At 65.2% G+C, this 23,276-nt stretch carries 24 protein-coding genes and 1 tRNA gene; 16 read left to right on the forward strand and 9 right to left on the reverse strand.

Going from position 1 to position 23,276, the window contains the following annotated elements:
• Positions 1–50: 50 nt before the first annotated feature.
• Both V4558_15490 and V4558_15495 read left to right on the forward strand, forming a co-directional pair.
• Positions 51–1,229 (forward strand): cation:proton antiporter, encoded by a 1,179-nt coding sequence (locus tag V4558_15490; protein MES2306906.1) that lies wholly within the window; start codon positions 51–53, stop codon positions 1,227–1,229.
• 29 nt (positions 1,230–1,258) lie between these two features.
• On the forward strand, positions 1,259–1,606 hold the full coding sequence (locus tag V4558_15495) for a hypothetical protein (GenBank protein MES2306907.1): 348 nt from the start codon (positions 1,259–1,261) through the stop codon (positions 1,604–1,606).
• Here the strand turns inward: V4558_15495 and V4558_15500 are convergent.
• Both V4558_15500 and V4558_15505 read right to left on the reverse strand, forming a co-directional pair.
• Complete coding sequence (locus tag V4558_15500) at positions 1,596–2,282, reverse strand: CPBP family intramembrane glutamic endopeptidase (protein ID MES2306908.1); 687 nt, start codon at positions 2,280–2,282, stop codon at positions 1,596–1,598. The two genes, V4558_15495 and V4558_15500, sit on opposite strands and share 11 nt — an antisense overlap.
• Before the next feature lies 1 nt (position 2,283).
• Complete coding sequence (locus tag V4558_15505) at positions 2,284–3,546, reverse strand: DUF445 domain-containing protein (GenBank protein MES2306909.1); 1,263 nt, start codon at positions 3,544–3,546, stop codon at positions 2,284–2,286.
• Between the two features lie 66 nt (positions 3,547–3,612).
• On the opposite strand from V4558_15505, the gene ffh reads away from it, so the two are divergent.
• From ffh to rplS, 5 genes are read left to right on the forward strand one after another with little or no spacing between them, the layout of a single operon-like run.
• Positions 3,613–4,950 (forward strand): signal recognition particle protein, encoded by a 1,338-nt coding sequence (gene ffh, locus V4558_15510; protein ID MES2306910.1) that lies wholly within the window; start codon positions 3,613–3,615, stop codon positions 4,948–4,950.
• 22 nt (positions 4,951–4,972) lie between these two features.
• Positions 4,973–5,212 carry a 30S ribosomal protein S16 gene (rpsP, locus tag V4558_15515; GenBank protein MES2306911.1) on the forward strand — a complete coding sequence of 80 codons (240 nt, stop codon included), beginning with the start codon at positions 4,973–4,975 and terminating at the stop codon, positions 5,210–5,212.
• Positions 5,213–5,217: 5 nt separating this feature from the next.
• Positions 5,218–5,745, forward strand: a complete 528-nt coding sequence (gene rimM, locus V4558_15520) for a ribosome maturation factor RimM (protein MES2306912.1) — start codon at positions 5,218–5,220, stop codon at positions 5,743–5,745.
• A gap of 7 nt (positions 5,746–5,752) precedes the next feature.
• Positions 5,753–6,463, forward strand: a complete 711-nt coding sequence (gene trmD / locus V4558_15525; protein MES2306913.1) for a tRNA (guanosine(37)-N1)-methyltransferase TrmD — start codon at positions 5,753–5,755, stop codon at positions 6,461–6,463.
• A gap of 41 nt (positions 6,464–6,504) precedes the next feature.
• A complete protein-coding gene (rplS, locus tag V4558_15530; GenBank protein MES2306914.1) occupies positions 6,505–6,852 on the forward strand; it encodes a 50S ribosomal protein L19 in 348 nt (115 codons plus the stop codon).
• A 337-nt stretch (positions 6,853–7,189) separates the two neighbouring features.
• Here rplS and V4558_15535 read toward each other — a convergent pair whose 3' ends face one another.
• Positions 7,190–7,750 carry a hypothetical protein gene (locus V4558_15535; GenBank protein ID MES2306915.1) on the reverse strand — a complete coding sequence of 187 codons (561 nt, stop codon included), beginning with the start codon at positions 7,748–7,750 and terminating at the stop codon, positions 7,190–7,192.
• A 99-nt stretch (positions 7,751–7,849) separates the two neighbouring features.
• Between V4558_15535 and V4558_15540 the strand changes: the two genes are divergently transcribed.
• From V4558_15540 to V4558_15555, 4 genes are all read left to right on the forward strand, one after another.
• Positions 7,850–8,485, forward strand: a complete 636-nt coding sequence (locus V4558_15540) for a ribonuclease HII (GenBank protein ID MES2306916.1) — start codon at positions 7,850–7,852, stop codon at positions 8,483–8,485.
• Positions 8,482–9,969 carry a hypothetical protein gene (locus tag V4558_15545; GenBank protein ID MES2306917.1) on the forward strand — a complete coding sequence of 496 codons (1,488 nt, stop codon included), beginning with the start codon at positions 8,482–8,484 and terminating at the stop codon, positions 9,967–9,969. The genes V4558_15540 and V4558_15545 overlap by 4 nt, the downstream gene beginning before the upstream one ends.
• A gap of 75 nt (positions 9,970–10,044) precedes the next feature.
• Complete coding sequence (locus V4558_15550) at positions 10,045–11,187, forward strand: hypothetical protein (protein MES2306918.1); 1,143 nt, start codon at positions 10,045–10,047, stop codon at positions 11,185–11,187.
• 176 nt (positions 11,188–11,363) lie between these two features.
• Complete coding sequence (locus V4558_15555) at positions 11,364–13,193, forward strand: hypothetical protein (protein MES2306919.1); 1,830 nt, start codon at positions 11,364–11,366, stop codon at positions 13,191–13,193.
• A gap of 27 nt (positions 13,194–13,220) precedes the next feature.
• Here V4558_15555 and V4558_15560 read toward each other — a convergent pair whose 3' ends face one another.
• Together V4558_15560 and V4558_15565 are read right to left on the reverse strand one after the other, a co-directional pair.
• The gene (locus V4558_15560; protein ID MES2306920.1) at positions 13,221–15,857 is read right to left on the reverse strand and encodes an ABC transporter permease; all 2,637 of its coding nucleotides are present in this window, start codon (positions 15,855–15,857) and stop codon (positions 13,221–13,223) included.
• A complete protein-coding gene (locus V4558_15565; protein ID MES2306921.1) occupies positions 15,854–16,192 on the reverse strand; it encodes a PadR family transcriptional regulator in 339 nt (112 codons plus the stop codon). The genes V4558_15560 and V4558_15565 overlap by 4 nt, the downstream gene beginning before the upstream one ends.
• A gap of 114 nt (positions 16,193–16,306) precedes the next feature.
• Between V4558_15565 and V4558_15570 the strand changes: the two genes are divergently transcribed.
• Positions 16,307–17,197 (forward strand): ChaN family lipoprotein, encoded by an 891-nt coding sequence (locus V4558_15570; GenBank protein MES2306922.1) that lies wholly within the window; start codon positions 16,307–16,309, stop codon positions 17,195–17,197.
• A gap of 3 nt (positions 17,198–17,200) precedes the next feature.
• Here the strand turns inward: V4558_15570 and bioD are convergent, their stop codons facing one another.
• Positions 17,201–17,845, reverse strand: a complete 645-nt coding sequence (bioD, locus tag V4558_15575) for a dethiobiotin synthase (GenBank protein MES2306923.1) — start codon at positions 17,843–17,845, stop codon at positions 17,201–17,203.
• 24 nt (positions 17,846–17,869) lie between these two features.
• Here bioD and V4558_15580 point away from each other — a divergent pair.
• The 4 genes from V4558_15580 (at position 17,870) to V4558_15595 (ending at position 20,981) form a co-directional block, all read left to right on the forward strand.
• Positions 17,870–17,942: transfer RNA gene (locus tag V4558_15580), tRNA-Lys, on the forward strand.
• A 62-nt stretch (positions 17,943–18,004) separates the two neighbouring features.
• Entirely contained in the window at positions 18,005–18,871 is an 867-nt protein-coding gene (ilvE, locus tag V4558_15585; GenBank protein ID MES2306924.1) for a branched-chain-amino-acid transaminase, read from the forward strand.
• A gap of 7 nt (positions 18,872–18,878) precedes the next feature.
• Entirely contained in the window at positions 18,879–19,121 is a 243-nt protein-coding gene (locus V4558_15590) for a hypothetical protein (protein MES2306925.1), read from the forward strand.
• A gap of 126 nt (positions 19,122–19,247) precedes the next feature.
• Positions 19,248–20,981 (forward strand): LysM peptidoglycan-binding domain-containing protein, encoded by a 1,734-nt coding sequence (locus V4558_15595; GenBank protein MES2306926.1) that lies wholly within the window; start codon positions 19,248–19,250, stop codon positions 20,979–20,981.
• A 75-nt stretch (positions 20,982–21,056) separates the two neighbouring features.
• On the opposite strand, the gene V4558_15600 is transcribed toward V4558_15595, so the two are convergent.
• The 3 genes from V4558_15600 to V4558_15610 are packed head-to-tail and all read right to left on the reverse strand — an operon-like array spanning position 21,057 to position 23,265.
• On the reverse strand, positions 21,057–21,698 hold the full coding sequence (locus V4558_15600) for a transglycosylase SLT domain-containing protein (GenBank protein ID MES2306927.1): 642 nt from the start codon (positions 21,696–21,698) through the stop codon (positions 21,057–21,059).
• Entirely contained in the window at positions 21,695–22,201 is a 507-nt protein-coding gene (gene moaC, locus V4558_15605) for a cyclic pyranopterin monophosphate synthase MoaC (protein MES2306928.1), read from the reverse strand. The genes V4558_15600 and moaC overlap by 4 nt, the downstream gene beginning before the upstream one ends.
• The gene (locus tag V4558_15610) at positions 22,198–23,265 is read right to left on the reverse strand and encodes a hypothetical protein (GenBank protein ID MES2306929.1); all 1,068 of its coding nucleotides are present in this window, start codon (positions 23,263–23,265) and stop codon (positions 22,198–22,200) included. Before V4558_15610 ends, moaC begins: the two co-directional genes overlap by 4 nt.
• Positions 23,266–23,276: the final 11 nt, after the last annotated feature.

Here is a 23,276-nt window from a genome sequence, read left to right on the forward strand (position 1 = left end):
CTTGCCGTCCGCTGGGCCGCATCATTGACGCGTCCCAGGGAGGCCGATGAATGCCGCAGGATCTCGCGAACGCGACACCGGAACTCGCCTACGTCGTCCTGCTGTTCGCACTCTTTGTCGTCCCGAGGGTGCTGCAGCGGTGGCGGTTGCCGTCGGCGATCACCAGCTTCGTGCTCGGCGGCGTCGCGGGGATCGGCTTTGGCCTCTTCAGCCACGATCCCACCATCCATCTGCTGTCGACCTTCGGCATCGTCTCGCTCTTTCTCTTTGCCGGTCTCGAGGTCGATGGCTTCGGTTCCGCGTTGCGGATCCGCTACCTGCTGCTCCATCTCGCGATCCGCGTGGTGACCCTGGCTGGGGCGACGGTAGTGCTCGCGCGGCTCTTCATCCTCGATCTGCGGCCAGCGTCGTTGCTCGCGCTGGCATTACTGACGCCATCGGCCGGCTTCATTCTCGATGCGATGAACGGCTTCGGACTCACCCCGGAAGAAACGGCGTGGATCCGCAGCAAGGCGATCGCCTCCGAGTTGCTGGCATTGCTCGGGCTGTTCGTGGTGCTGCAGTCCACGACCGCAGAGCGATTCGCCACTTCGACGCTCCTGCTGGCCGGAATCGTGGTCGTCCTGCCGCCGGTGTTCCGGCTCTTCGCCACCCGAATCGCGCCATACGCTCCGAAATCGGAGTTCGCCTTCCTGCTGATGATGGCGCTCGTGGCCGCCTACGCGACCCGGCGGCTGGGCGTCTACTACCTGGTCGGCGCCTTCCTCGTCGGCGTGGCGGCACGACGTTTCCGGCAGTCCCTGCCAGCGATTGCCTCCGACCGGATGTTGCACGCCGTCGAGGTGTTCGCGTCGTTCTTTGCCCCGTTCTATTTCTTCCGTGCCGGGTCCGAGTTGACCCGCGAGGACCTGTCGTGGCCCGCCGTCTGGCTGGGACTGGCTTTCGTGGGCGTCATGGTACCGCTGCGGATCGTCGCGCTGGCGCTGCTGCGCCGGGTGACCTTGGGGGAATCGATTCGGGTCTCTCTGCGCATCGCCGTCCCGATGCTGCCGACGCTGGTCTTCACCCTGGTCCTCGCCGGTATTCTGCGCGACCGTTTCGGCATCGGTGACCCATTGTTTGGCGCGCTCGTCGTCTACGCCCTGCTGACGACGCTGATTCCCGGGTTCGTGTTCAACGCGCCGACACCGGAATACAGCGAGCCGGCGCTGCCGGAGAGCGCCGGTTGAACGGTACGCTGCTAGTAGTGTTGCTAGGCGTGAGCGCACCCTGCGCCGCCCAGGCTGCGCACTCCGGTTTGCCTGCCTCAGCGCCGGTACGTCGCATTCGAGTGGCCCCGTCGCCACTCCTTTCCCGCGTCGTCGATCGCGATCCACTCCGAACCGCTCCTGCCGATGGGCAACCGCTTGGCGTGGCGACGGGGAAGGTGAGCAGGCAAGGCCGCGACGCATTGATCGGCGCGGGAGTTGGGCTGGTCGCGGGATTTATCGTTGGCAAACAGGTTTTCGATGGTCAAGATCGCGAGCCGAACAGCAAGTTGATTGCGCTCAGCTCAGTCGTTGGGGCGCTGCTCGGCATGGCCATCGGGGCATCGGTCACACATTAACATCGGCCGTAGCGTCGAGCGGAATCCCCGCCTCGTCGCAGAGCTTCCCATACGTCAGCCCCGCCACGATGTCATAGCTCGCGTGAATCACCATCGCGAGCAAGATCCCACCGGCCCAGTAGACGTAGCCCTGAATCGCGAATGACGCGAGACCGATGATCACTGCGGCGCGCAGGCCCTGCACGATATGGGCGGCGCCAAACGCCACCGATGTCACCAGCGCCGCCGTCCACCAGTCATCGCTCAGCCACCAGATGATGCCCGCCACCACGCCACGCCAGACGAACTCCTCGCAGACACCGGCCGCCACCGACACGGCGATCCACCACGCGCTCTCCCGGCCATTGCGCGGCGCGATGAAGAGCGTCCGCGCATCCTGACGCTTCACGGCCGCACGCCACCGCGGCTGCATCAGCTTTACAAAGACGATGACGGCGAGGATGGCCACGGCGATCAGCGGGAGATCGACGCGACCGAGCGAGACGCGCACGTGATCGGCGTAGACGGCAAGTCCCGCAAGTGCCGCAAACAGCACCTGCTGGGTCACCACTTTCCTGAAGTAGACCTCGCGCGGGAGTGCCACGAGCTGAGGGATTCTCGCCCGGGTCTTCCAGGCGCCATACGGAATCAGCAGCAGGAAGAAGAAGAGCACTCCCAGCGAGGCGATCCCGGGCATCTCAGAGGAACTGCGACAGCGTGTAGATGATCAATCCGGCGAGGCCACCGACCAGCGTACCGTTGAGTCGTACGAACTGCAGGTCGCGCCCCACGGCGAGTTCAATGCGTCCCGCCGCGACTTCGGGGTCCCAGTCCGCCACGGTGGCTGCAATGAGGTCGGCCACTTCCTGCCGATGCTGTTCAAGCAACGACGTCACCACGTCGGTGAGGAAGCGATCGACCTCGCCCCGCAGTTCGTCGCTGGTCGCGAGTGAATCGCCGAGACCTGCGAGGACTTCTTCGAGCGGGAGGAGTGACGCCTGTTCGGGATTGGAGCGATAGAGCGCAGCCGCGCGACGCGCCCGGTCCCAGACCGACGAGACCAGGTCTTCGACAATGGGGTGCCCGAGCAGCTCCTGCTTGAGCTTCTCCATCTTCGCGAGCATCTCCGGCGAGTTCTTGAGCCGGTTGATGAACTCCGCCACGGCACTATCGAAGCGACGGCGAATCGGATGATTCGGGTCGGCCGACATCTCGGCGAGCACGCGATCAATGCCGCCCGCGATCTTCTCGGCGACGGCATCGCGCACACCCAGCGGCAGCCAGCGCGGACTCTCGGCCCGGACCTTCTCGCGGATGGCGTCGTGGCCTTCCTTGAGCGCGCCGGTGATCAGCTTGATGACCTCGTTGAGCAGCTCCTGCGGCCGGCCATCGGATGCCGCCACCGTGAGGACGTCGCCCACGAGCGGGGCGAGCTGAACCGACTCGAGCCGATTGGTCGCGCTCTTCTGCATGAACTCGCGGACTTCCGCGTCTGGGAGGGCTTCAACGGCCCGGGCGAGCCCACCCGCGAGCTGGCGGGCCAGGCGGGTCCGGTTCTGCTCCTCGCTCATCCACTTGGCGGCCCGGGCGGCGGGGTGGACCCCGGCCAGCCGCTGCTCGAGGACCGAGCGGGAGAGGAAGTGGTTCTGGACGAAGTTCCCCAGGATCCGGCCCACCCGGTCCTTCTGCTTCTGCATGATGGCGGTGTGGGGGATCGGGATGCCGAGGGGGTGGCGGAAGAGCGCGGTGACGGCGAACCAGTCGGCGAGGCCGCCGACCAGGGCGGCTTCGGCGGTGGCCCGGACGTAGGCGAGCCAAGGGTGGGACGGCTCGAGGATCCGGGCGACCACGAAGACAACGAGGAAGAAGACCAGGAGGGCGGAGGCCCAGAACTTCATTCGCCGGAGGGCGGCGCGGCGGCTCGTTTCGTCCTGCAACGGCGGAAGTTGGGTCTGGGCCATGGCCGAAAAGTAAGGGGGCCACCCCCGGCTGGTCCTAAAGCCACCCCTGGCTTACCTTTGAGGGCTATGTTCGACGAGCTCTCCTCCAAGCTATCCGATACCCTTCGGCGCCTCACGGGCCGGGGGGTGCTTACGGAGGAGGCAGTTCGGGAGGGGCTTCGGGAGATCCGGCGCATTCTCCTGGAAGCTGACGTCTCGTTCGACCTGACGCGCGAGTTCCTCGAACGCGTGCAGGCGCAGGCGGTAGGACAGGATCTGCTCAAGGCGGTTCGCCCGGGGCAGCAGCTGGTGAAGATCGTCTACGATGAGTTGGTGGTGCTGCTGGGTGAGAAGCAGGCACCGCTGGCGTTCGTGTCGGTTCCACCCACGATCATCCTGATGGTTGGCTTGCAGGGGTCAGGCAAGACGACCACTGCGGGCAAGCTCGCGAAGCGGTTGAAGGCGGAGCAGAAGGCACCGTTCCTGATCGCGGCGGATGTCTATCGCCCGGCAGCGGTCGATCAGCTTCGCACGCTGAGTGAGCAGGTGCAGGTCGGCTTCCACGGTGAGCCCGGCGTCACGGATGTCGTTGGCATCGTGAAGCGCGGCATCGAGGCGGCAGGGAAGGCGCGGGCCCGGACGGTGATTGTCGACACCGCCGGTCGCTCGCAGATCGACGACGAGTTGATGCAGGAACTGGTGCGGCTGAAGCAGGCGATCAAGCCCCACGAGATCCTCCTCGTTGCCGACGGCATGACCGGTCAGGACGCGGTCCGGATCGCGAAGGGCTTCCACGATGCGCTGGGGATCAGCGGCGTGGTGCTCACCAAGATGGATGGCGATGCCCGCGGTGGCGCGGCGCTGTCGATCTTCGGCGTGACGAAGGCACCGATCAAGTTTGTCGGTGTCGGTGAACAGCTCGACGCGCTGGAGCCGTTCCATCCCGATCGGATGGCGGGGCGGATCCTCCAGCAGGGCGACGTCCTCTCGCTGGTCGAGAAGGCGCAGGCCAACGTCGATGAGGCCGAAGCGAAGGAACTCGCGCGGAAGGCGACGTCGAAGAAGGGCCTCGATCTCGAGGACTTCCTCACCGCGATGCGGCAGATGCAGAAGCTCGGTCCGCTCAAGAACGTGCTCGGAATGTTGCCGGGAGTGAATCCGGCGATGCTCAAGGGCGCGAACATGGACGAGAAGCGGATCAAGCACATCGAGGCGATCGTGCTCTCGATGACGAAGAAGGAGCGGAGTGATCCGGAGTTGATGAACGGGTCGCGTCGTTTGCGGGTCGCCAAGGGGTCCGGTCGGACCGTGGCGGAAGTGAATCAGTTGCTGGCGCAGTTCAAGCAGATGCAGAAGTTCATGAAGGTCGCGGGGAAGCCGGGGGCGAAGTTGCCGTTCGGTGGACGTTCGTTCCCTCCGCGCTAGAATCGCTCAGGAGAGCACCAGAATGGCCGTTCGGATCCGCCTGCGCCGGGAAGGGCGCAAGAAGCTGCCGATGTATCGTATCGTCATCGCCGACAAGGAAGCACCGCGCGACGGCCGGTTCATCGAGACCATCGGGTCGTATCGCCCGAAGGAAGAGAAGAACCTGTTCACCGTCGATCTCGACAAGGCGCGCGCCTGGATTGCCAAGGGTGCGACCCCGACCGAGACCGTCGCTGCGCTGCTGAAGAAAGCCGGCCTCTAATCCGGATGACGGATGCGGCGGCGCCCCCGATCGTCGTCGGCCGGGTGCGTAAACCGCACGGGCTGAAGGGCGAAGTGTCGATCTTCCCGCTCACCGATGACCCCGAAGGGGTCTTCGTGACGGGTCGAACGCTCTTCCTCCTCGATCTGCGCGGTGAAGTCGTTGGCGAAGTGAGCGTGACGCAATCGCGGGTCTATCACCGCGAGTGTCTGGTGAAGTTCGCCGGCCACAACGAGCGCATCAACGTCGACGACTACCGGGGACGCTTCCTGGCAGTACGCCGCGAGGAGCTCAAGCCGCTCGAGGACGGTGAGGTCTACCTCCAGGAGCTGGTGGGCTACGCGGTTCGCGACGAGGCCGATGAGGCGCTGGGTCTGGTGAGTGCGGTGTACGACCTGCCGCAGGGCCCGACGATCGAAGTGCAGGGACCGAAGCGGGAGTTCATGCTTCCGTTCCGCAGCGAGTACGTGAAGCAGACGGATCGTGAAGGGCGACGCCTGGTGGTGAATGTGCCGCCCGGCCTGATGGACTGAGGTTGCGGTGCTGACGATCAACGTCGTCACGCTCTTTCCCGAGGCGATGTCGCCCTTCCTGGCGGCGAGCATTCCGGGGCGGGCAGCGAAGGCCGGCTTGTCCCACTACCGGCTGGTGCAGTTGCGTGAGTTCACCCACGACAAGCACCAGACCGTGGACGACACGGCGTTCGGCGGCGGTGCGGGGATGGTGCTGAAGGCGGAGCCCTTCCTCGAGGCGGTGGAGAGTATCGGCCCCACGGGGCCAGTGGTGGTGATGTCGGCGCGAGGACGGAAGTTCTCTCACGACGACGCGGTGCGGTGGTCACTCGGGTCGGAACTCACGATCCTCTGCGGCCACTACAAGGACATCGATCAGCGGGTGATCGACATCCTTGGCGCCGAAGAAGTATCGATCGGCGATTTCGTCCTGTCGGGCGGAGAACCTGCGGCCCTCTGCGTCATCGACGCGGTGGTGCGGCTCCTCCCCGGCGCGATCGGCGATCATGAATCGGCGAGTTCCGATTCGCATTACGATGGGCTGCTCAGTCCGCCCAGTTACACCAGGCCCGCCGATGTTCGCGGTGTCCCGGTGCCCGGGGTCCTGCTCTCGGGAAATCACGCAGCCATCGCCGCGTGGCGGCAGCAGGAGGCAGAGAAGCTCACGAAGGAACGCCGGCCCGACCTGTGGGCCGCGTTCATGGCCACGGAGCGCCCCGATGGAGGCGCGAAGTCCTGACGCACAACCCGCGACGAACGCGGAGGAGTCTGACGATGGGAATGGAACTGCTGGATATCGTATCGCGCGAAGGGATGCGCACTGACATGCCGAAGTTCGACTCGGGCGACACCGTGAAGGTGTTCGTGCGCGTTCGTGAAGGCGACAAGGAGCGCCTCCAGGCGTTCGAGGGCGTGGTGATTGCGCGTCGTGGCGGCGGCATGGGCGAGACGTTCACCGTCCGCAAGGTGTCGGCCGGCGTCGGCGTCGAGCGCGTCTTCCCGCTGCACTCCCCGATGTACTCCACCATCGAGGTGGTGCGTCGTGGCCGCGTACGTCGCGCCAAGCTCTACTACCTCCGGAACCTCTCCGGCAAGGCGGCGCGCATCAAGGAAAAGCGCGATCGGTAAGCGCGCAACTGCGCATCGAAGCACGAAAGGGCTCCTCGTCAGAGGGGCCCTTTTAGTAGGCTGTTGCTCCTATGTGGGTGCCGCGCTTGCGCGGCACTGATGCCTGCTCTCCTGGGAGCTTGCTCGCGCCGCGCCTCGCGCGGCGCAGATCCTTCCGTCCCCCCCCCGGATTCGCCCGCGCTGCTCGTGGGCTGCCTCTCCGCGTCTGTTACAGCCGCCCGCCATCGCGCTAGCGGCGCCGGCCGAGGCGTGCGACGGCTGTAAAGGCCGCTACGAGGCACCCACGACTCAGCGCTTGCGAATCCCGATCATCCATCATCCATCATCCATCATCCCGTTACTGCGGCCACATCCACGCAAAGGTCAGCCCTGTGATCACGCCATAGATCAGCGAATCGAAGAGTCCCTTGAAGGTCGTCGACCACTTCTTGTAGTACCAGATCGACGCCTGCGGCAGCGCCATTCCGTAGGCGATGAAGGTGATCGCGCCGGTGAAATGGAAGACCCGCCGGTGATCGGCACCGGGCGCCAGCAGGGCACCGGTCATGCAGGCCGCAGCGATCGCGATGATGATCAGGTAGATGAACCAGTTGATGAAGATCGGCCCCATCGGGCGCATTCCGTTCGGCATCACGGTCATCAGCAGCACCGGCCCTTCGTTGTGCTTCGCCTTGTACTCCGGCGTCCCCATCTCCTTCATGTCACCGGGCTTCGGCACCAGGTAGTCACCGGGAGGAATATTGAGTGGTCCGACGGCGGCGCGAACGCGCGCTTCGTCGGGGACGCCGGCGTAGTCGCTCTTGTGCCACGGCATGAACATGTGGATCACCGAGCTCGCGATGAAGATGAACACGGCCGAGAGGAGGATGGGGAGCCAGAGCGAGAGCAACGGCGTCATGTTGAACTCCGAGACTAGAGACTAGAGACTTGAGACTAGAGAGGTTACGGCCCGTTCTGCGGGAGCGCAAATGCTCCGGGCCCGCCTTACTATTCCTGCATGCCCCTCCTCGCCCACGAACGCATAGCCTGGTCGTCAGGCTTCCTCCTCATCGGCATTGATGAGGTGGGCCGTGGGCCGCTGGCCGGGCCGGTCGTGGCGGCGGCGTGCTGCTTCCCGATCGATCACTCCGGCATCGATGGCGTCCGCGACTCCAAGGCGGTGAAGCGACCGGCAGAGCGTGAAGCGCTGGCCCAGGCGATTGTGCAGGAAGCGCTGGCGTGGGGACTCGGTGCCGCGAGCGTGCGCGAGATCGCGACCCACAACATCCGCCGAGCCACGGCGCTGGCGATGCAGCGCGCGGTGCTGCGCTGTCAGCGCCGCTTGCCGGCCGAGGCGCCGTTCCGGCTGATGGTCGACGGGCTCGCGGTTCCTGAGCTGGGCCAGCCGCATCAGTCGCTGGTGAAGGGCGACGCCAACTGTCACGCCATCGCCGCCGCCGCGCTGCTCGCCAAGGTCGCACGCGATCGCCTGATGTGCTCGCTCGCGCGCCGTCGCCCGGGCTACGGCTGGGAGAGCAACGTCGGCTACGGCTCCGCCTCCCACATTGCCGCGCTGCGCACCCTCGGCCTCACGCCGCACCATCGCGTCCAGTTCTGCGAGACCGCCACAGCGCAACGGTCGTTGTTCGTGTGAGTCGCCGGCTCGCGCTCATTCTCCTGGCATTGCTGGGGATGACGCTGCTCGGCTGGTCGCTCCGGCAATTCGGCGCCGGCCTCTCCCCCGATTCGGTGGGCTACATCAGCGTGGCGCGACAGCTCGTCGCCGGCCACGGACTCCGCTTCGCCGATGGCTCGCTCCTCGTCAATCAGCCACCGCTCTACCCCCTCATGCTCGCCGCCGGTGGCGCACTCTTCGACACCGATCCGCTCACTGTGGCACCGGCGCTCAACGTGCTGCTCTTTGGCGCGACTGTGGGGCTCACCGGCATCCTCTCCTTTGCACTCATCGATTCACTGCCGCTCGCATTGGTGGGTGCTGCTGCCGTGGCGGTATCGGTGCCGCTCACGATCGTGACGCTGATGGCATGGTCGGAACCCCTCTTCATCACGTTGCTCGCCGCCACACTGGTGCTGACGCTGCGCTGGCGTCGTGCGCCGGGCACACGAAATCTTCTCGCCTGGGCGTTGGTGGTGGCGCTCGCCACACTCACGCGATACGCTGGCCTTGCGCTCATCGGTGCGGGCATGGCCACGATTCTGCTCGCCAAGCAACGCGCGGTGAGCGGACGCTTGCGCGATGCTGGGCTCTTTGCCATCGTGTCGGGCGGACCGCTCGCGCTCTGGATGCTCCGCAACCGCAGTATCGGCGGAACACTCACCGGCGATCGCGCACCCGGAGAGATCTCGCTCGCGGACAATCTCCAGCGTACGCTCGTGGTGTTCGGCAACTGGCTGGTGCCGAATGACCAGGGGAGCGCCAGCCCGGCGGTCGTACTGCTCGTGCTGGCGGCGCTCGTGCTGTGTTGGAACTGGCGTCGCGGCGGAAATGCCTGGCTCGCAGCGGCGTGGTGGCGCTGGCTCCCGGTCTGGCTTGTGGTGCTGGGCTACGGTGCCTTCCTGCTGATGACCGCGACTTTCACGAGTCTTGATACACTCGACGATCGGCTCTGGTCGCCGATGGTGGTGCCGCTCGTGCTCCTCGTGGTCGCCGCCGCGGAAATGCTGATGCAGTTACTGCGCGGGCGCTGGTCGCACCGGGTCGTCCCTGCCGCAGTGCTGGTGTCGCTCGTGTTGCCGTTCCACGCGTCGTATCAGGCCGTAGCAGACTACCTCGCCGATGGTGGCAGCGGCTTTGGCGATCGTGGCTGGCGTGAGAGTGCTACCGTTGCCTACCTGCGCATGCATCCGCAGAGTTGTCACATCTACAGCAACGAGCCCGATGCGATCACCATTCTCACTGGAGCGGCGGCGGACCTGTCGCCGCTGAGGTCAGAGCACGGGTCGACGCTGGTAACTCCGTTGCCGGCCAAGTGGCCATCTGAGAAATCTGCGTGCCTGGTCTGGTTCAGGGAGGAGAGCTGGGATGTGTTGTGGTCGGTCGATTCATTGCGCGAGCGGGCCACGCTGGAGCCGACGCAGGAATTGGTCGACGGCAACGTCTATCGAGTGACCCACTAGAACGCGCTTGACAGCTGCCGGATTTCGTAGGGTATTTCAGCAACGATTCGAGACTCTCCCCCTGGAGCTTTCCCGATGGTCTCTCCCTTGGCGCGCGCCCTCTTCGCCGGCGTTCTCCTCTTCACTGGCCTGGTTGTGTCTGCATCGGCGCAGGCCGCGAGGTCGCTCCATGTTCGCCTCGAGTGGCGAGTTGACGGAGACTCAGCGGACCTCAGCGCGGTATCCGCCGTTACCGTCGGTAAGGATGGGACGGTTGCGGTCGCCCTTCCACAGGATCATGAGGTGCTGATCCTTACTCCCCAAGGCAAGGAAGCCGGAAGATTCGGGCGCACGGGTGCCGGTCCAGGCGAGTTCAGGCAGATTTTGTGGCTGGGATGGCGTTCCGATTCGATATGGGTTTTTGATGGAGTATTGAAGCGAGCTGCGCTTTTCGATCCCGCCCGAAAGTTTGTTCGAACGTTTCGCATCCCGGTTTCTGTCGACACCAGACACTCCGCAGGACCGCCGCAGGCATCAGGTATCAGTCCGTTCCGGCTCTTGAGCGGCGATTCAATGGTGGCCTTAGGGATTGCTTCTGGCGCCGAGCCTGACTCGTATCATGGCGTCTTGTTCGTCACGAACGTTGACGGAACAGCATTCAAACTCCTCGCCGATTTCCCACCTTACGACTGTTACGTCGACATTCGCGGTCGCAAGACTTCAGTGCCATTCTGCAGCAACGCCCGGGTTGCGTATTCTCCGGATGGAGGGCTGGTGGCTGTGGCGGAAGTGGACAAAGCCGATCAGGCTCGATCGAGCGCGAGCTTCACCCTTCGGGTGCTGGGTCCACGCGGTGACACCTTGTCTACGAGGCGGCATCGGATGGCAACCGAGCTCCTGCCGGCCAAGCTCTTTGAGGCCGCTGTCTCGAAGCTCACCGATCCTTCGCGTGTTCCACCCGATATCGCTTCCGAGATCAGGGGGCGACTCTCAAAGCCGACATTTTATCCGGCCTTGTCCTCGCTGTTTATCGGACGAGATGGAACCATTTGGGCTGGGCGCACTGGAGGTGAAGGGATCTCATGGCTCGTGATTGACTCTGGCGGGAGAGAGATTGGCACGCTTACGCTTTCAAAAGCACTCAGAGTCGTCGCCGTTGCCCAAGGCAGGATGTGGGCTGTCGAAACGTCGGACAGCGGCGTTGAGAGCATCGTGCAGTTCCGAGTTGGTCCGCGATAGCAGGGTGTCGATTGCCGCGTCGGACCGATGCGCCAGGAGTGGAGAACATTGTGGAGGTGGGGGTGGGGGTGGAGGTCCGGCCTTGGGAGGCACGAGCCATGCCGAGTCCTGTCGGAGTATGTGTCGGTGTCGGGCCCCGGATCGTGGTGGCCGTGTCCTTGGTGGTCACCCCCCAAATGAGCGGTCAGCGCCCGGATTCATTCTTCGTGTTCCCCCAGCGTGATCGCGCCGAAATGATGGCGCCGCGAATCGCGGAGACGTGTCGCGGGTATGCGGGCGGCGACCTGCGACGGCGTCAGGATCAGCTGGTCGCACGCCTTCGCACTTCCCCGGCACCTGACATCGCGCTGCTCAGGGAACTGGCGTGTGTGCGCTCACTGCAGATCGGGAAGATGACAGGCGGTAACGCATCGGGTCTGCCGCTTGGCTCCTCGTGGTACAACGCGACGAGCGCAGCCACCCGTCGAGCACTCGACGCTGCTCCGCTGGATACCGTAAGCCTCGAACTTCTCGCCGATCTTACCCTTCGGGGGTCGGGGAGGCAGATCACCGCCTCCGTGGAGGGGAAGAATCAGGGACGAGGGCCACTCAAGGAGATTGAACCCGCCGATGCTGCGGCCGCGCTGTACTTCGCGGTGCGAAGCGGGAACAGCAACCCGGCAGTGATGCGAGCGTGTACCTCGATGCTACTGAGGGTCGGCGATGTGCCAATGGCGCGCGACTGTTCGTTGCGCGCGCTGGATCGCGGAGCTGACTCAACATGGCATCTGCTCCGTTTGAGTGCAATCGCGCTCTGGTATGCGGACACGCTGCTCGGTATCCCGACGTTCCTGTCGGCTGCAGCAGCCGCGAGCTCGCCAGGTGATCGAGCAGAGCTGGGCTGGCACCTCGAGCCATCCTTCGATGTCAACGAATGCCTGGCTTGCTCGAACAACGGGCTCCTGAATCCCTCGATGCGCTGGTCGCGTTCCTACCGACCGAAATGGCGGCTCAATGAGTCAGCCCGCCTGCGCTTCAGGTCGCAGCCAGCCTCAGAACTGCCCGGTTGGATTCAGGCGGAAGTGAACCGACTCGGGCCCGATACACTCCCGATGCCGATCCTGGAGTTCGACAAGGATCCCTCACAACTTTTCAACCGGACGGTTCAAGCAGCAGGACTCTTTGCCAGGAACGTGTTGCTCCACTTTCGATACACGAGCTACGCCGGTGGGGCTTTCCGCGGCTGTATCACTCTTGATGTGCCGTATTGGCCCCCGTGCGTCCCGCGAAGGGCGCCGCTTTCGAACACCTACATCGGTGTCTCCGCCTCGATTGCATCCCTCTGGAATCCTGCGACATCATCGCCGCTTGCCCTTGTTGCGTGGGCCGTTCCCGCACGGGATGTTGCCGTGGACACAACTGTTACGCTGGAGTTCCGTCGCTGGGGGCTGGTTGGCGGCACCGAATGGGACTCCACTGTCACGATGCAACGCAACGCCAGCTTTGAAAACGACGCGCTACTGATGGGCTCGATGGTGATGCCCGCATCGTCGCGCCAAACCGTGAGCGTGATCGTCACTCAGGGACGCACCCGCCGAGGCGGACTCTTCCGCGACGACCTTACGCCCCTCGGCACAGGTGACCTCGAAGTCTCGGATCCGATTCTAGGCCAGGCTGGCAGTGGTGTCGAGTGGAAGGGTGATTCGTTGCCGGTGATGATCGCGCCACTCCGCACCTTCAGGAAGAACGAAGCCGCGACGCTCTACTACCAGGTGCGAAGCGCGCGGACCCGGAGCGATGCTGCGGTGACGGCCAGGTTCTACTCCGGCGTCGATGCCGACGGGCCGTTTGACAAGCAGCTCATCGCGATCCGCTTCCCGAGCACCCTGAAGGCTGGTGTCAACGGGAACTACCGCGAACTCAGGATGCCGAATCTGGAGAAGGGTGTATATCCGCTTGAGCTCACGCTCACCGTCGGCGGGCAGCGAGTGGGGGAGGCCAGGTCGGCGTTGTTCGGGATTCAGTAGCTCGAGGAGAGCCCAGAAGTGCCGCGATCATTCCTCCCGGAGGATCGCGGCGACGCTTGTCCGGTACAGTGGTTTCGCCGCGATCACACCGGCGATGAAACATGCCGCCACGCACCCGCCAGTGACGGCGGCGTAGGTCAGCGCATCTGTTGGGGTCACCTCATACAGGTAGTTGCTGAGAAGTCGCGACGTCGTCGACGCCACCAGCAGCCCGATTCCGGCCCCGATGACTACTGCCAGCATCGCCGGCCCGATTGCCAGTACTACCGCGCGTGATCGGGTTGCGCCGAGCGCCATCCGCAGGCACAACTCGCGCATTCGTATCGAGACGGTGCGCGCGGCCAATCCCGCAACCCCGACCAGCGTCAGGGCGATCGCCAGCGCACCGAAGAGTGCTGCCAGCACCGCTCGGTATCGACTCGGTGCCAGCGCCCGCTCCATCAGCGCTGCCGTGGAAGTCACCTGCGAAATGGTCGCGCCGCCGACCGTGCGCCAGACCGCCCGGCGCGCGGGATCGCCGAGCAACATCGGATCACCCCGGGTGCGCAGGATGAAGGTGAGTGCGCCGGGGGCTTGGCTGGCAGGGAGATAGAACTGGGGCTCCGCGGGGAGGTGCAGCGCCTTGCTGCGCACATCGCCGACGACACCGACCACGGTGGCGATCCCGTTCGGATGCTTGAACTGCCGACCGACCGCGGTGGTCACACCCCAGAAACGGCGGGCCATCGCCTCGCTCACGATGGCGACGAGCGGAGCCCCTGCGGTGTCAGTCGACGAGAACGGGCGACCGGCAAGCACCGGGATGCCCATCGTCTCGAAATAGTTCGCGAGCACGGCAGCGTTCGAGACGTTTGTTGCCGGAAGGGTGGGGTCCTCAATTGGCAGGGTTCGGACGGCCTGTCCATTCGACCTGCCCGACAGCGGCGGAGTGGACATTGCCGTCACTGTGCTCACAGCGGGAACGTCGCCAAGCGCCTCGGTGAGCAGATCGTACAATCGTTTCGTGTCGGCTCGCGAGGCTGTTTGCGACCTGGGCAGCGTCACTCCGACGAGCAGCGCATTGCCCGGCACAAAGCCGGGGTCTACCTCCCCCTCGCGAAGGAAGCTCCGACCGAGAAGTCCAGCACTGATGAGCAGGACGAGCGTCCCCGCAGCCTGAATACCGATCGCGACCGATTGGACCCTCGACCGGCCTGCCACGACGCGGTTTCCCACGGAAGTCAGTCGCTCGCCGTTGCGGGTGAAATGGAGCGCCGGGGCGACGGCGCTCACGGCGGCCACTAGCGAGGCGATCGCTGCGGTGAACGCGAGTACCCGGAAATCGACGGCAACCTGGTCGGCGTGCGGCAGTTCGCTTGGCGCCACCGCCAACAAGGTTCTCGTCGCGAACCAGGCGAAACCCGCACCGATCAGTGCGCCGGCCAGCGCGAGCATGCCGCTCTCGGTCAGCAGGAGGCGGATCATCCGCGCACGCCCAGCCCCCAAAGCGATCCGCGTCCGCAATTCTGCCTTGCGTCTGGTGCATTCCGCGAGGAAAAGCGCCGCAACATTTCCGCAGGCGATCGCGAGGAAGACGGCCACCGCGCCGAGCAACAGCAGCAATGGTTGACGGACGGCCCCGATTTCGGCCTCGACTCGGGGAATCATGCGTGCAGTTCGCTTCGCTGGACTCGCATCCCCACGTATCAACGGCTCTGCTTCTGCGAACGCCGCGTCAATCGTCACTCCGGGCTGGAGTCGCCCGACGATTTCGAGGGTGTGGTTTCCAGGCTCGAAGCCGCGGCCATCGGCCCCGATCGGAATCCAGACGTCTGGTTCAACGTCCATCTCCGTGCCGATGATCCGGCCACGGATCCCGAATGAGGGCGGCAGAATACCAATGACGACAAAGGGCGCCTCGTTCAAGGTGATCGTGGTGCCGATGATCGCGCTCCCGCCAAAGCGACCCATCCACAGGCGGTGGGAAAGCACCGCAAGCCGCGGGGACCCTCGGCCTTCCTCGCCGGGCAGGAACCACCGTCCCTGGGCAACCGACACTCCAAGGGTCTGCAGAAGATTGGCGGTTCCCTGGGCCCGGCGCAGTTCCACGGTCTCCTCGGCGAAGGTGGCCGAGACGGTACCGGTGTTGAACCCGGCGACCGACGTGACGGAGTGCGCGGCATCGCGGTAGCGGACGTAGTCAGGATACGGCGTCCGCAGCACGTTCCAGAGCTCCCCCGTCGTGGGTTGCCCGCGGAAGCCTGGGAACACCGAGTAGATCGTCACCAGCTGTGCGGGGTCCCGGTAGGGCAGTGGACGGAGCAATACCCCATTCACCACGCTGAACATGGCTGTTGCCGCTCCCACACCAAGCGCGATGGTGCCCACCATTGTCAGGGTGAACAGCGGGGAACGACGTAACCCTCGCATTCCCTGACGCAGGTCCTGAAGAACATCATCCACTGTCGGAAAACCCCACACGTCCCGACTCGCTTCGCGGTGCCGACCGATGTTCCCCACCTGTCGCCGCGCCACCGCGAGAGCCTCGTCTGGCGAAGTCCCTGCATGCTCGAGGTCTCGCGCCAGGAACTCGATGTGCTCCTCGAGTTCCTCTGCGAGTTCCCGGTCGAGTTGTTCGCGATGCCACCATGCTCGGCATCGGCCGAAGAGCTCCCGGGCATTCATCCTTCTGCGCCTCGAAGTACCCTCGTCGTGGCAGCAACAGAGCGCAGAAAAGCAGCCTCCTCCGTCGCGAGCTGCTTGCGTCCCGCCGGGGTCATCCTGTAGTAGCGCGCTTGGCGCCCCGTTGGTGACTTCTTCGACTCGGAAGCCACCCATCCCTTGATCTCCATCCGCCGGAGCGCAGGATAGAGGGAGCCCTCTTCCACCCGGAGCGCCTCCCGTGATAACCGGTGGATGTTCTGGGCCAGACCATAGCCGTGCAGGACCCCCATCGTGAGAGTCTTCAGGATCAACAGGTCGAGGGTGCCGGCGAGGAGCGGGGTATCGGCGTCGCCCATACGGGATATCACTCCATACTGTTCAAGTCTATGTATCAGACGCAGGCGGGGCAAAATTGGTTGCAGCGCAGCTTCGCCCTCTGAGGGCGGGCCTGGTCCGGTTACTTTCCGCCCATGCTGACCCTCATCCTCGCCCTCGCCTCGGCACCAGCAGCCGATACCATCCCGGCCGCCTACACGCCGCACCGGGTCTACTTCGCCGACAAGAAGCGCTTTGCCGACCTGGAGACGCTCGCTGCGGCAGCCTCGAAGGCCGACGTCGTCTTTGTTGGCGAACAGCACGACGACGGCGGCACCCACCGGATGGAGCTCGCGCTGCTCGAGGCGATCGGTCGCAGGCGGAGTGATGTGGTGCTCGCGCTCGAGATGTTTGAACGCGATGTGCAGCCGGTGCTCGACAGTTATCTCGAAGGGAAGATTCCCGAGGATGCATTCCTCAAGGCGAGCCGGCCGTGGCCCAACTACGCGGCTGACTATCGCCCGCTCGTGGAATACGCCAAGGCGCGCGGCTGGAAGGTGATCGCCGGTAATGTGCCGCGGAAGATTGCGGCCTCGGTGTTCAACAAGGGGATCGGTTACATCCAGCAGCTCCCCGATACCTCGCGCCGCTGGGCCGCTGAAGAGTTCCAGTGCCCCAAGGGGAAGTACGCCGACCGCGTGGCCGCGACGCTCAAGGATCATCCCGGCCCGGCGCCGACGGCCGATGAGATGGCGAAGATGGGGCAGCTGATCTACGAGGCGCAGTGTGTGAAGGATGAGACGATGGCGGAGTCGATCGCGCGGGCTCGTAACAACGGCGCGCCGCTGGTGGTTCACTACAACGGCGCCTTCCATTCCGATTACGGTCAGGGCACGGCAGAACGTGTTCGCCGCCGGCTCCCGAAGGCCAAGGTCCTCGTTGTCTCGGCGATCCCTGTCCCAGACCTCGACGCCGTCGAAGGAAAGCCCGATCGCAAGCTCGGCGAGTGGCTGATCTACACCCTCCGGCCAGCGGACAAGAAGTAGCCGCTACCGTCCCAGCACCTCGCCTTCCCAGCCGTCGCCCGACGTTGCCACTACGCGCAGCGCGGGCGACACCTGTTTGAGCGAGGCGACGTTGGTTCCCTGGGTGGTGTCATGCGCGTCGCCTGGTATCCGATTCATCACGACGCCGAGGCAATGCACACCCGCCAGTTCGAGCGCGCTCACCGTGAGCAGGGTGTGGTTGAGGGTGCCGAGCCGATCGGCGGCGACCACGATCACCGGCGCCCGCATCACCCGGGCGACATCCACGAGTGTGCGCTTCCAGGTAATCGGCGAGAGCAGCCCGCCATTCCCCTCGACGAAGGTGATCGCGGCTTCGCGAGCGATCGCCCGGGTCTCGCTGACCATCACATCGATGTCCACCGGCCGCCCTTCGCGATCCGCCGCCTCCGCCGGTGCCGCCGGCGCCCGATAGCGACGGAGGGCAGCGGTCGGGGAGGACTGCCCGGCAGCCTGGGCGATCACCACCCCGTCCTCGCGGTCGGACGGCTCTTCCTGGGTTCCGGTCTCGATCAGCTTGATGGCCCGGACATCGATTCCGCGGGCGCGACAGTAGGCCGCCAGCCGCGAGGTGACGTAGGTCTTGCCCACAGCCGAATCGGTTCCGGCAATGACAACGATCTTGCCCATGCTGGTATAATTCTCCGGCTGCAGGGGGGCGTAGCTCAGCTGGTAGAGCTTCCGGCTTTTAACCGGTAGGTCGTGGGTTCGAGTCCCACCGCCCCCATTTTCAGAAGATACCACCCTGCGGAACCCCCTCCCGCCTACCCTCACCCGCCGTGGGCCTCCTTGCCGACCACCATCTGGATCGACGGGCACTACTACACACGCGAAACGGCCAAGGTCTCGGTCTTCGACCACGGCCTCCTCTACGGCGACGGTGTCTTCGAGGGGATCCGGGTCTACGACAGCAGGATCTTCCGCCTCCGCGAGCATCTCGAGCGGCTCTACGATTCGGCCAAGGCGATCGCCCTCACCATCCCGATGACGCTCGACGAGCTCGCGGCGCAGACCGAGGATGCGGTCGCGAAATCGGGGATGACTGACGCATACCTTCGCCACGTGATTACGCGCGGTGTCGGTGACCTCGGCCTCGACCCACGCAAGTGCCCGACGGCGTCGGTGATCATCATCGTCGACACCATCAAGATGTTCCCGGCCGACAAACTCGCCGCAGGGATTGTCGTGGTAACAGCATCCACACCGATCCCGCATCGCGAGGCATTGTCGCCGCGAGTGAAGTCGCTCAATTATCTCGCGCACATCATGGCGAAGCTCGAGGGGATCAACGCCGGCGCCGACGAAGTGATCATGCTTTCGTCCGAAGGCGAAGTCGCGGAAGGTTCGGGCCAGAACATCTTCATCGTCAAGAAGGGTGTGCTCAAGACGCCGCCACCAACCGCTGGAATTCTCAAGGGCGTCACTCGCGATGCCGTGCTGGAACTCGCGGTGGAGCTGGGCATTCCGGCGCATGAAGAGCCGCTCAATCGCTACGATGTCTACACTGCAGACGAAGCATTCTTCACCGGTACCGCGAGTGAACTCGTCGCGATCAGGATGGTCGATGGTCGAGAGATCGGCACCACGCGCCCGGGGCCAGTGACCACGCGGCTGCAGGCGGCGTTCCAGGCGCTGGTGCGCCGAGCGGACGGCTGACGACGCGATGGCGTGGCGGATTCTGCTGACGGCCGAACACACCTGGACGGTGTCGGTAGCAGCAGAACGCTGCTCCGGGTCGAATGACTGGACGCTGGTGGCGGGTTTTCGCACCAGCGCGCCGGAGCCGAAGCGGCTCTGGGTCGCGCTCCCGATTCGCTCTCCTTCCAAAGCCCAGCTCTTCGCCGAGGCCGACACGATCAGCAATGAAACGCTGCTGGCCGCACTCCAGGCCCGTCTCGCGCTGTAACGCAACGGAACCCGCTGTCGACGCGTCCTACTTGATGTGGGGACCGCGACCGATACGAAGGTTGTAGCCCGCCGGACCCCGCCCTACTTTTGGCGATCCATCCTCGTGACCCGGGAGTCTCCATCGATGCGACGTGCCCTGCTGACGCTGTCGCTCTGTCTCGCTGCCGCCTGTGGGCGGAACGACGTCGACGTGCGTCCGGCAGTGCCCGAGCAGGCCCCGAAACCGGCCGCCGCGCCCGAGAACGCCGCCGACCGGTCGACGCTCCCGCCGCCGCCGCAGTTCCCGAAGCCCAGTGATGCCGCGCTCTCCTTTGATCTGAAGCTGGCCCGCGATTCGGCCGCCGATGAGGCGGTGCTCGACAATCTGGCGACAGCGGCTCCCAAGGAAGGGCTCCCCGATATTCCGATCGATGCGGCCGCGTCGCGCGAACTCAACGTGCAGGCGTACGCCGATCAGCCGCGGGTCCAGTATTACGTCGACTTCTTCGCCTCGCGGATCCACGACCGCTTCCAGATCTGGCTCGACCGGATGCCGCGCTATGAGTCGTACGCGCGCGAGCGGCTCGTCGCACAGGGGCTCCCCGGCGACCTCGTCTATCTCGCGCTCATCGAATCGGGCTTCTCGGCCTCTGCGGTGAGCAAGGCCGCGGCGGTGGGGATGTGGCAGTTCATGCCGGCGACTGGGCGCGGCTATGGTCTCAAGATCGATGCGTGGGTTGATGAGCGTCGCGATCCGGTCAAGGCGACCGACGCCGCAGCGCGCCACCTCAAGGACCTGACTGCGCGCTTCGGCTCGCACTACCTCGCCGCTGCCGCCTACAACGCCGGGGCAGGTCGGGTTGGCCGGTCGCTGTCGCGGATGAATGCGTCGATGGAGGAGAACGACGACTCCCTCGATCTCAGCAGCGACGACGCCTTCTTCTCGCTCGCCGATACCCGGCTCATCGTCCAGGAGACGCGCGACTACGTCCCCAAGCTGATCGCTGCGGCGCTGATCGCGAAGGAGCCGGGCAAGTTCGGCTTCCGCGATCCGGAAAAGGGGACACCGTTCTCGCACGACAGCGTGATGGTCGATGGCGGCACCGGGCTCGACCTGATGGCGCGGCTTGCTGATACCACGCTCGATGCGATGCGTGACCTGAACCCGCATCTGTTGCGGCTCGTGACGCCACCGGGGATGCGCTACGCTGTGCGGGTGCCCAACGGCAGGGCCAAACAGATCGCTGCCGCTTACCTCGCGACGCCAAGCGCCGAACGACTCGCGGTGGCCTCGCACACGGTGCGCGCGGGCGAGACCGTGGCCACGCTCGCGAAGAAGTACGGCGTGAGCAGCGAGGTGATTCGTACGGCCAACCGTTCGGCGCGCGGCAAGCGGCTCGCTTCAGGTTCGACGCTCTACATCCCGGTGTCGAACAGCATTCCGGTCGCGCTGCTGCGCGAACCGGAGCCGATCAGCAACAGCCGCACCACGAGTGTCACCCACGTTGTGAAGCGCGGCGAGACCGTCGGTAGCATCGCGCGGAAGTACCGCGTCTCGGCGGCCTCGTTGCGGAGTGCCAATCGGCTGGGCAAGAGCGCCAAGGTGCGCGTGGGGCAGCGGCTCGTGATCCGGCGAACCATCAAGAGCAAGGTGAGCCTGGCCGCCATCAAGCGTCCCGGCAGCAAGGGGAGCAGCAAGGTCTCCACGCGCGCGTCGACCTCCACCGCAAGCCGCACGCATGTGGTTCGGAAAGGGGAGACCCTCACCGGCATTGCGTCGCGCTACGGTGTCTCTGTGGCCACGCTCGCATCGGCAAACGGCATTGGCCGCAGCAAGGGTGTTCGCGCCGGGCAGAAGCTGAAGATTCCCAAGGCCTGACGCGGTGGTTGTGCAGGAAACGCAAAGGCCCCCAGCGGATGCTGGGGGCCTTCACGTTTCGCCGTGGTTCCTGGCTCAGGTCCGCTTGCGCAGTCCGCTGAGAATGGCGCGGGAGTACTTCCCTTCGATCTGGGTGCCGAGCTCCTGTTGTGCGGCGACCAGGGTCGGTCCCTTGTTGTACGCCTCAAGGGCCAGCGCGACGTTATTGTCGAAGCGCTTGAGCAGATCCTTGAGGTAACGGAAGCCGATCTGCAGGTTCACATCCGGATTGCGCAGATCGCTCTCGTTGAGCCGTGAGTCGTAGGCTCGCGCGGTCGGCAGCCGGAGCTGCGTGAGGCCGATTGCCGCGGCATAGCTCGACGCGGTGTTCTTGAAATCGCTCTCGATCTTCACCAGCTGAAAGCCGACAGCAGCGGGAATCCCTTCCGCCACGGCGTTGTCGTAAATCGTCGCCGAGAGATCGGCCGGAATACCATACCGCCCAGAGAAGTCGAGAATCTGATGCGCGCGCTCGAGCTCCTTCCGCGTGGCCTTGAGCTGCCCCCGCATTTCGGCAAGGGACGCCGAGGTGGGTTCAATCGGTGCCTCTGCCGCTACCACTGTGGGTCCAACCAGATTATCAGCCCGAGTCAGCACGCTCGACACCGCACCCAGCCCGAACAGGGCAAAGGCTCCGATACCGACCACTGCGACCTGCGCTGCGATTCTCTTGATCATCGTGCCTCCGTTGCATTCGGGTCCAGCCAATCCGTTGCCAGCCAGTCGCCTCGCTGCCCGCCGGACTTTTCGAGGAGGCGGATCCCTTCGATCCGCATTCCCCGGTCGACTGCCTTCACCATGTCGTAGACGGTGAGACAGGCCACACTCACGGCCACGAGGGCCTCCATCTCGATCCCGGTCTTCGCAGTGGCAGCGGCTTCTGCCACCACTCGGACGCCCGGCCATTCATCGTGCAGTTCCAGCGTCACACCGATCCGGTCGAGTGGCACCGGATGACAGAGCGGGATCAGGTCGCTGGTGCGTTTGGCACCCATCACTCCTGCAAGCTCCGCCACTGCAATCACATCACCCTTCTCGGCGCTGGCACTCTGCACCAAGGCAAATGCGTCGGCCGACATCACCACCCGACCCTCGGCCACCGCTCGCCGCGCCGTCACCGGCTTAGGCCCAACATCGACCATTCGTGCCCGGCCAGCGGCATCCAGATGCGTGAGGCTCATGCCGCCGCCAGCATAGCGAGCTCGTCGGCCAGCACGGCCAGCAGGAGCTGCGGATTCACGTTGCCCTGCGCCTGCTCACGCGTCACCAGCACTTTCTCGACTGCGGCGAGTGCGGCTGCCGGTTCCATGCTGCCGCCGCGTCCGCCGGTCATCCCGCTGCGTGCTTCTGTCGCGAGCACCTCGGCCAGCGCATCGAGCATCGCGGTGAAATCGCCGCGGGCCTGCCACGGTCCCTGGCGGAGCGCCCGGTCGGTGGCTGCCACCGTTCCGTTGCCTACCGCCGAGAGGAACTCCCGCGCCGCGCTGCCTGCCTTCTCGCGGGTGGTGTCGGCCGCACCGAGCGCGGCGCCGATCGAACCACGAGCACTCCGAACCACCGCATCAGTCGCCAGGTCGGGCTTCTGGGCCGCCAGATAGCCGCGAACTTCGTCATCGCTGATCCGGGCCAGCCGGATCGGTATGGCCCGCGAGCGGATCGTTGGCAGCACCAATCCCGGCTCGGCGGTGGTCAGGACGAAGAGCGAACGGGGCGGCGGCTCCTCGAGGAGCTTCAGCAATGCGTTCGCGGCTTCCTGACTCGACTCCTGCGGTACCAGCTTCTCTGCCCGGCCGATCAGGAAGACTCGCCAGCCACCCTCGGCGGCCGTGAGGCTCGCCTGACGCTGCACCAGTCTTGCCGACGCGATACCATGGATGGCCATCCCATCGGGCGCCCCCCAGAGGGGAGCTGCCCGCCGCTCGGCCATGACTGCTTCGAGCGACTCCGCCACCTCTTCGGCCTGCTTGTCAGGCTCGCCCGCCTTGGGGCGAAGCACCGGCACAAACCAATGGACGTCCGGGTGGGCCAGCCCGAGCACCTTGAGACAGCCAGCGCACTTGCCACAGGGTTCGCCCTGGCTCGGTGCGGAGCAGACCAGCCGCTGCGCCAGCCAGAGCGCCAACCTTTGCTTGCCGATACCTGGAGCACCGGTGACCAGGAGCACCTGAGGGAGTGTTCCGGCCGCGATTGCGCGATTGAGCTGCGCCCGGATCTCCTGATGCCCGACCAACGGTGCCAATGACATGGACGGAAGGT

The sequence above is a fragment of the Gemmatimonadota bacterium genome, from assembly GCA_040388535.1.
Classification (GTDB): Bacteria; Gemmatimonadota; Gemmatimonadetes; order Gemmatimonadales; family GWC2-71-9; genus Palsa-1233.

Bases quoted from the DNA above. Each gene is read 5' to 3' on its own strand.
- V4558_15490 (MES2306906.1), top strand. From the start codon at position 51: ATGCCGCAGGATCTCGCGAACGCGACACCGGAACTCGCCTACGTCGTC.
- V4558_15540 (MES2306916.1), top strand. From the start codon at position 7,850: ATGCCCCTCCTCGCCCACGAACGCATAGCCTGGTCGTCAGGCTTCCTC.
- ffh (MES2306910.1), top strand. From the start codon at position 3,613: ATGTTCGACGAGCTCTCCTCCAAGCTATCCGATACCCTTCGGCGCCTC.
- rimM (MES2306912.1), top strand. From the start codon at position 5,218: ATGACGGATGCGGCGGCGCCCCCGATCGTCGTCGGCCGGGTGCGTAAA.
- V4558_15560 (MES2306920.1), bottom strand. From the start codon at position 15,857: ATGAATGCCCGGGAGCTCTTCGGCCGATGCCGAGCATGGTGGCATCGC.
- V4558_15500 (MES2306908.1), bottom strand. From the start codon at position 2,282: ATGCCCGGGATCGCCTCGCTGGGAGTGCTCTTCTTCTTCCTGCTGCTG.
- V4558_15505 (MES2306909.1), bottom strand. From the start codon at position 3,546: ATGGCCCAGACCCAACTTCCGCCGTTGCAGGACGAAACGAGCCGCCGC.
- V4558_15535 (MES2306915.1), bottom strand. From the start codon at position 7,750: ATGACGCCGTTGCTCTCGCTCTGGCTCCCCATCCTCCTCTCGGCCGTG.
- V4558_15590 (MES2306925.1), top strand. From the start codon at position 18,879: ATGGCGTGGCGGATTCTGCTGACGGCCGAACACACCTGGACGGTGTCG.
- rpsP (MES2306911.1), top strand. From the start codon at position 4,973: ATGGCCGTTCGGATCCGCCTGCGCCGGGAAGGGCGCAAGAAGCTGCCG.
- V4558_15550 (MES2306918.1), top strand. From the start codon at position 10,045: ATGGTCTCTCCCTTGGCGCGCGCCCTCTTCGCCGGCGTTCTCCTCTTC.
- V4558_15555 (MES2306919.1), top strand. From the start codon at position 11,364: ATGAGCGGTCAGCGCCCGGATTCATTCTTCGTGTTCCCCCAGCGTGAT.
- V4558_15595 (MES2306926.1), top strand. From the start codon at position 19,248: ATGCGACGTGCCCTGCTGACGCTGTCGCTCTGTCTCGCTGCCGCCTGT.
- V4558_15570 (MES2306922.1), top strand. From the start codon at position 16,307: ATGCTGACCCTCATCCTCGCCCTCGCCTCGGCACCAGCAGCCGATACC.
- V4558_15610 (MES2306929.1), bottom strand. From the start codon at position 23,265: ATGTCATTGGCACCGTTGGTCGGGCATCAGGAGATCCGGGCGCAGCTC.
- bioD (MES2306923.1), bottom strand. From the start codon at position 17,845: ATGGGCAAGATCGTTGTCATTGCCGGAACCGATTCGGCTGTGGGCAAG.
- V4558_15600 (MES2306927.1), bottom strand. From the start codon at position 21,698: ATGATCAAGAGAATCGCAGCGCAGGTCGCAGTGGTCGGTATCGGAGCC.
- rplS (MES2306914.1), top strand. From the start codon at position 6,505: ATGGAACTGCTGGATATCGTATCGCGCGAAGGGATGCGCACTGACATG.
- V4558_15565 (MES2306921.1), bottom strand. From the start codon at position 16,192: ATGGGCGACGCCGATACCCCGCTCCTCGCCGGCACCCTCGACCTGTTG.
- moaC (MES2306928.1), bottom strand. From the start codon at position 22,201: ATGAGCCTCACGCATCTGGATGCCGCTGGCCGGGCACGAATGGTCGAT.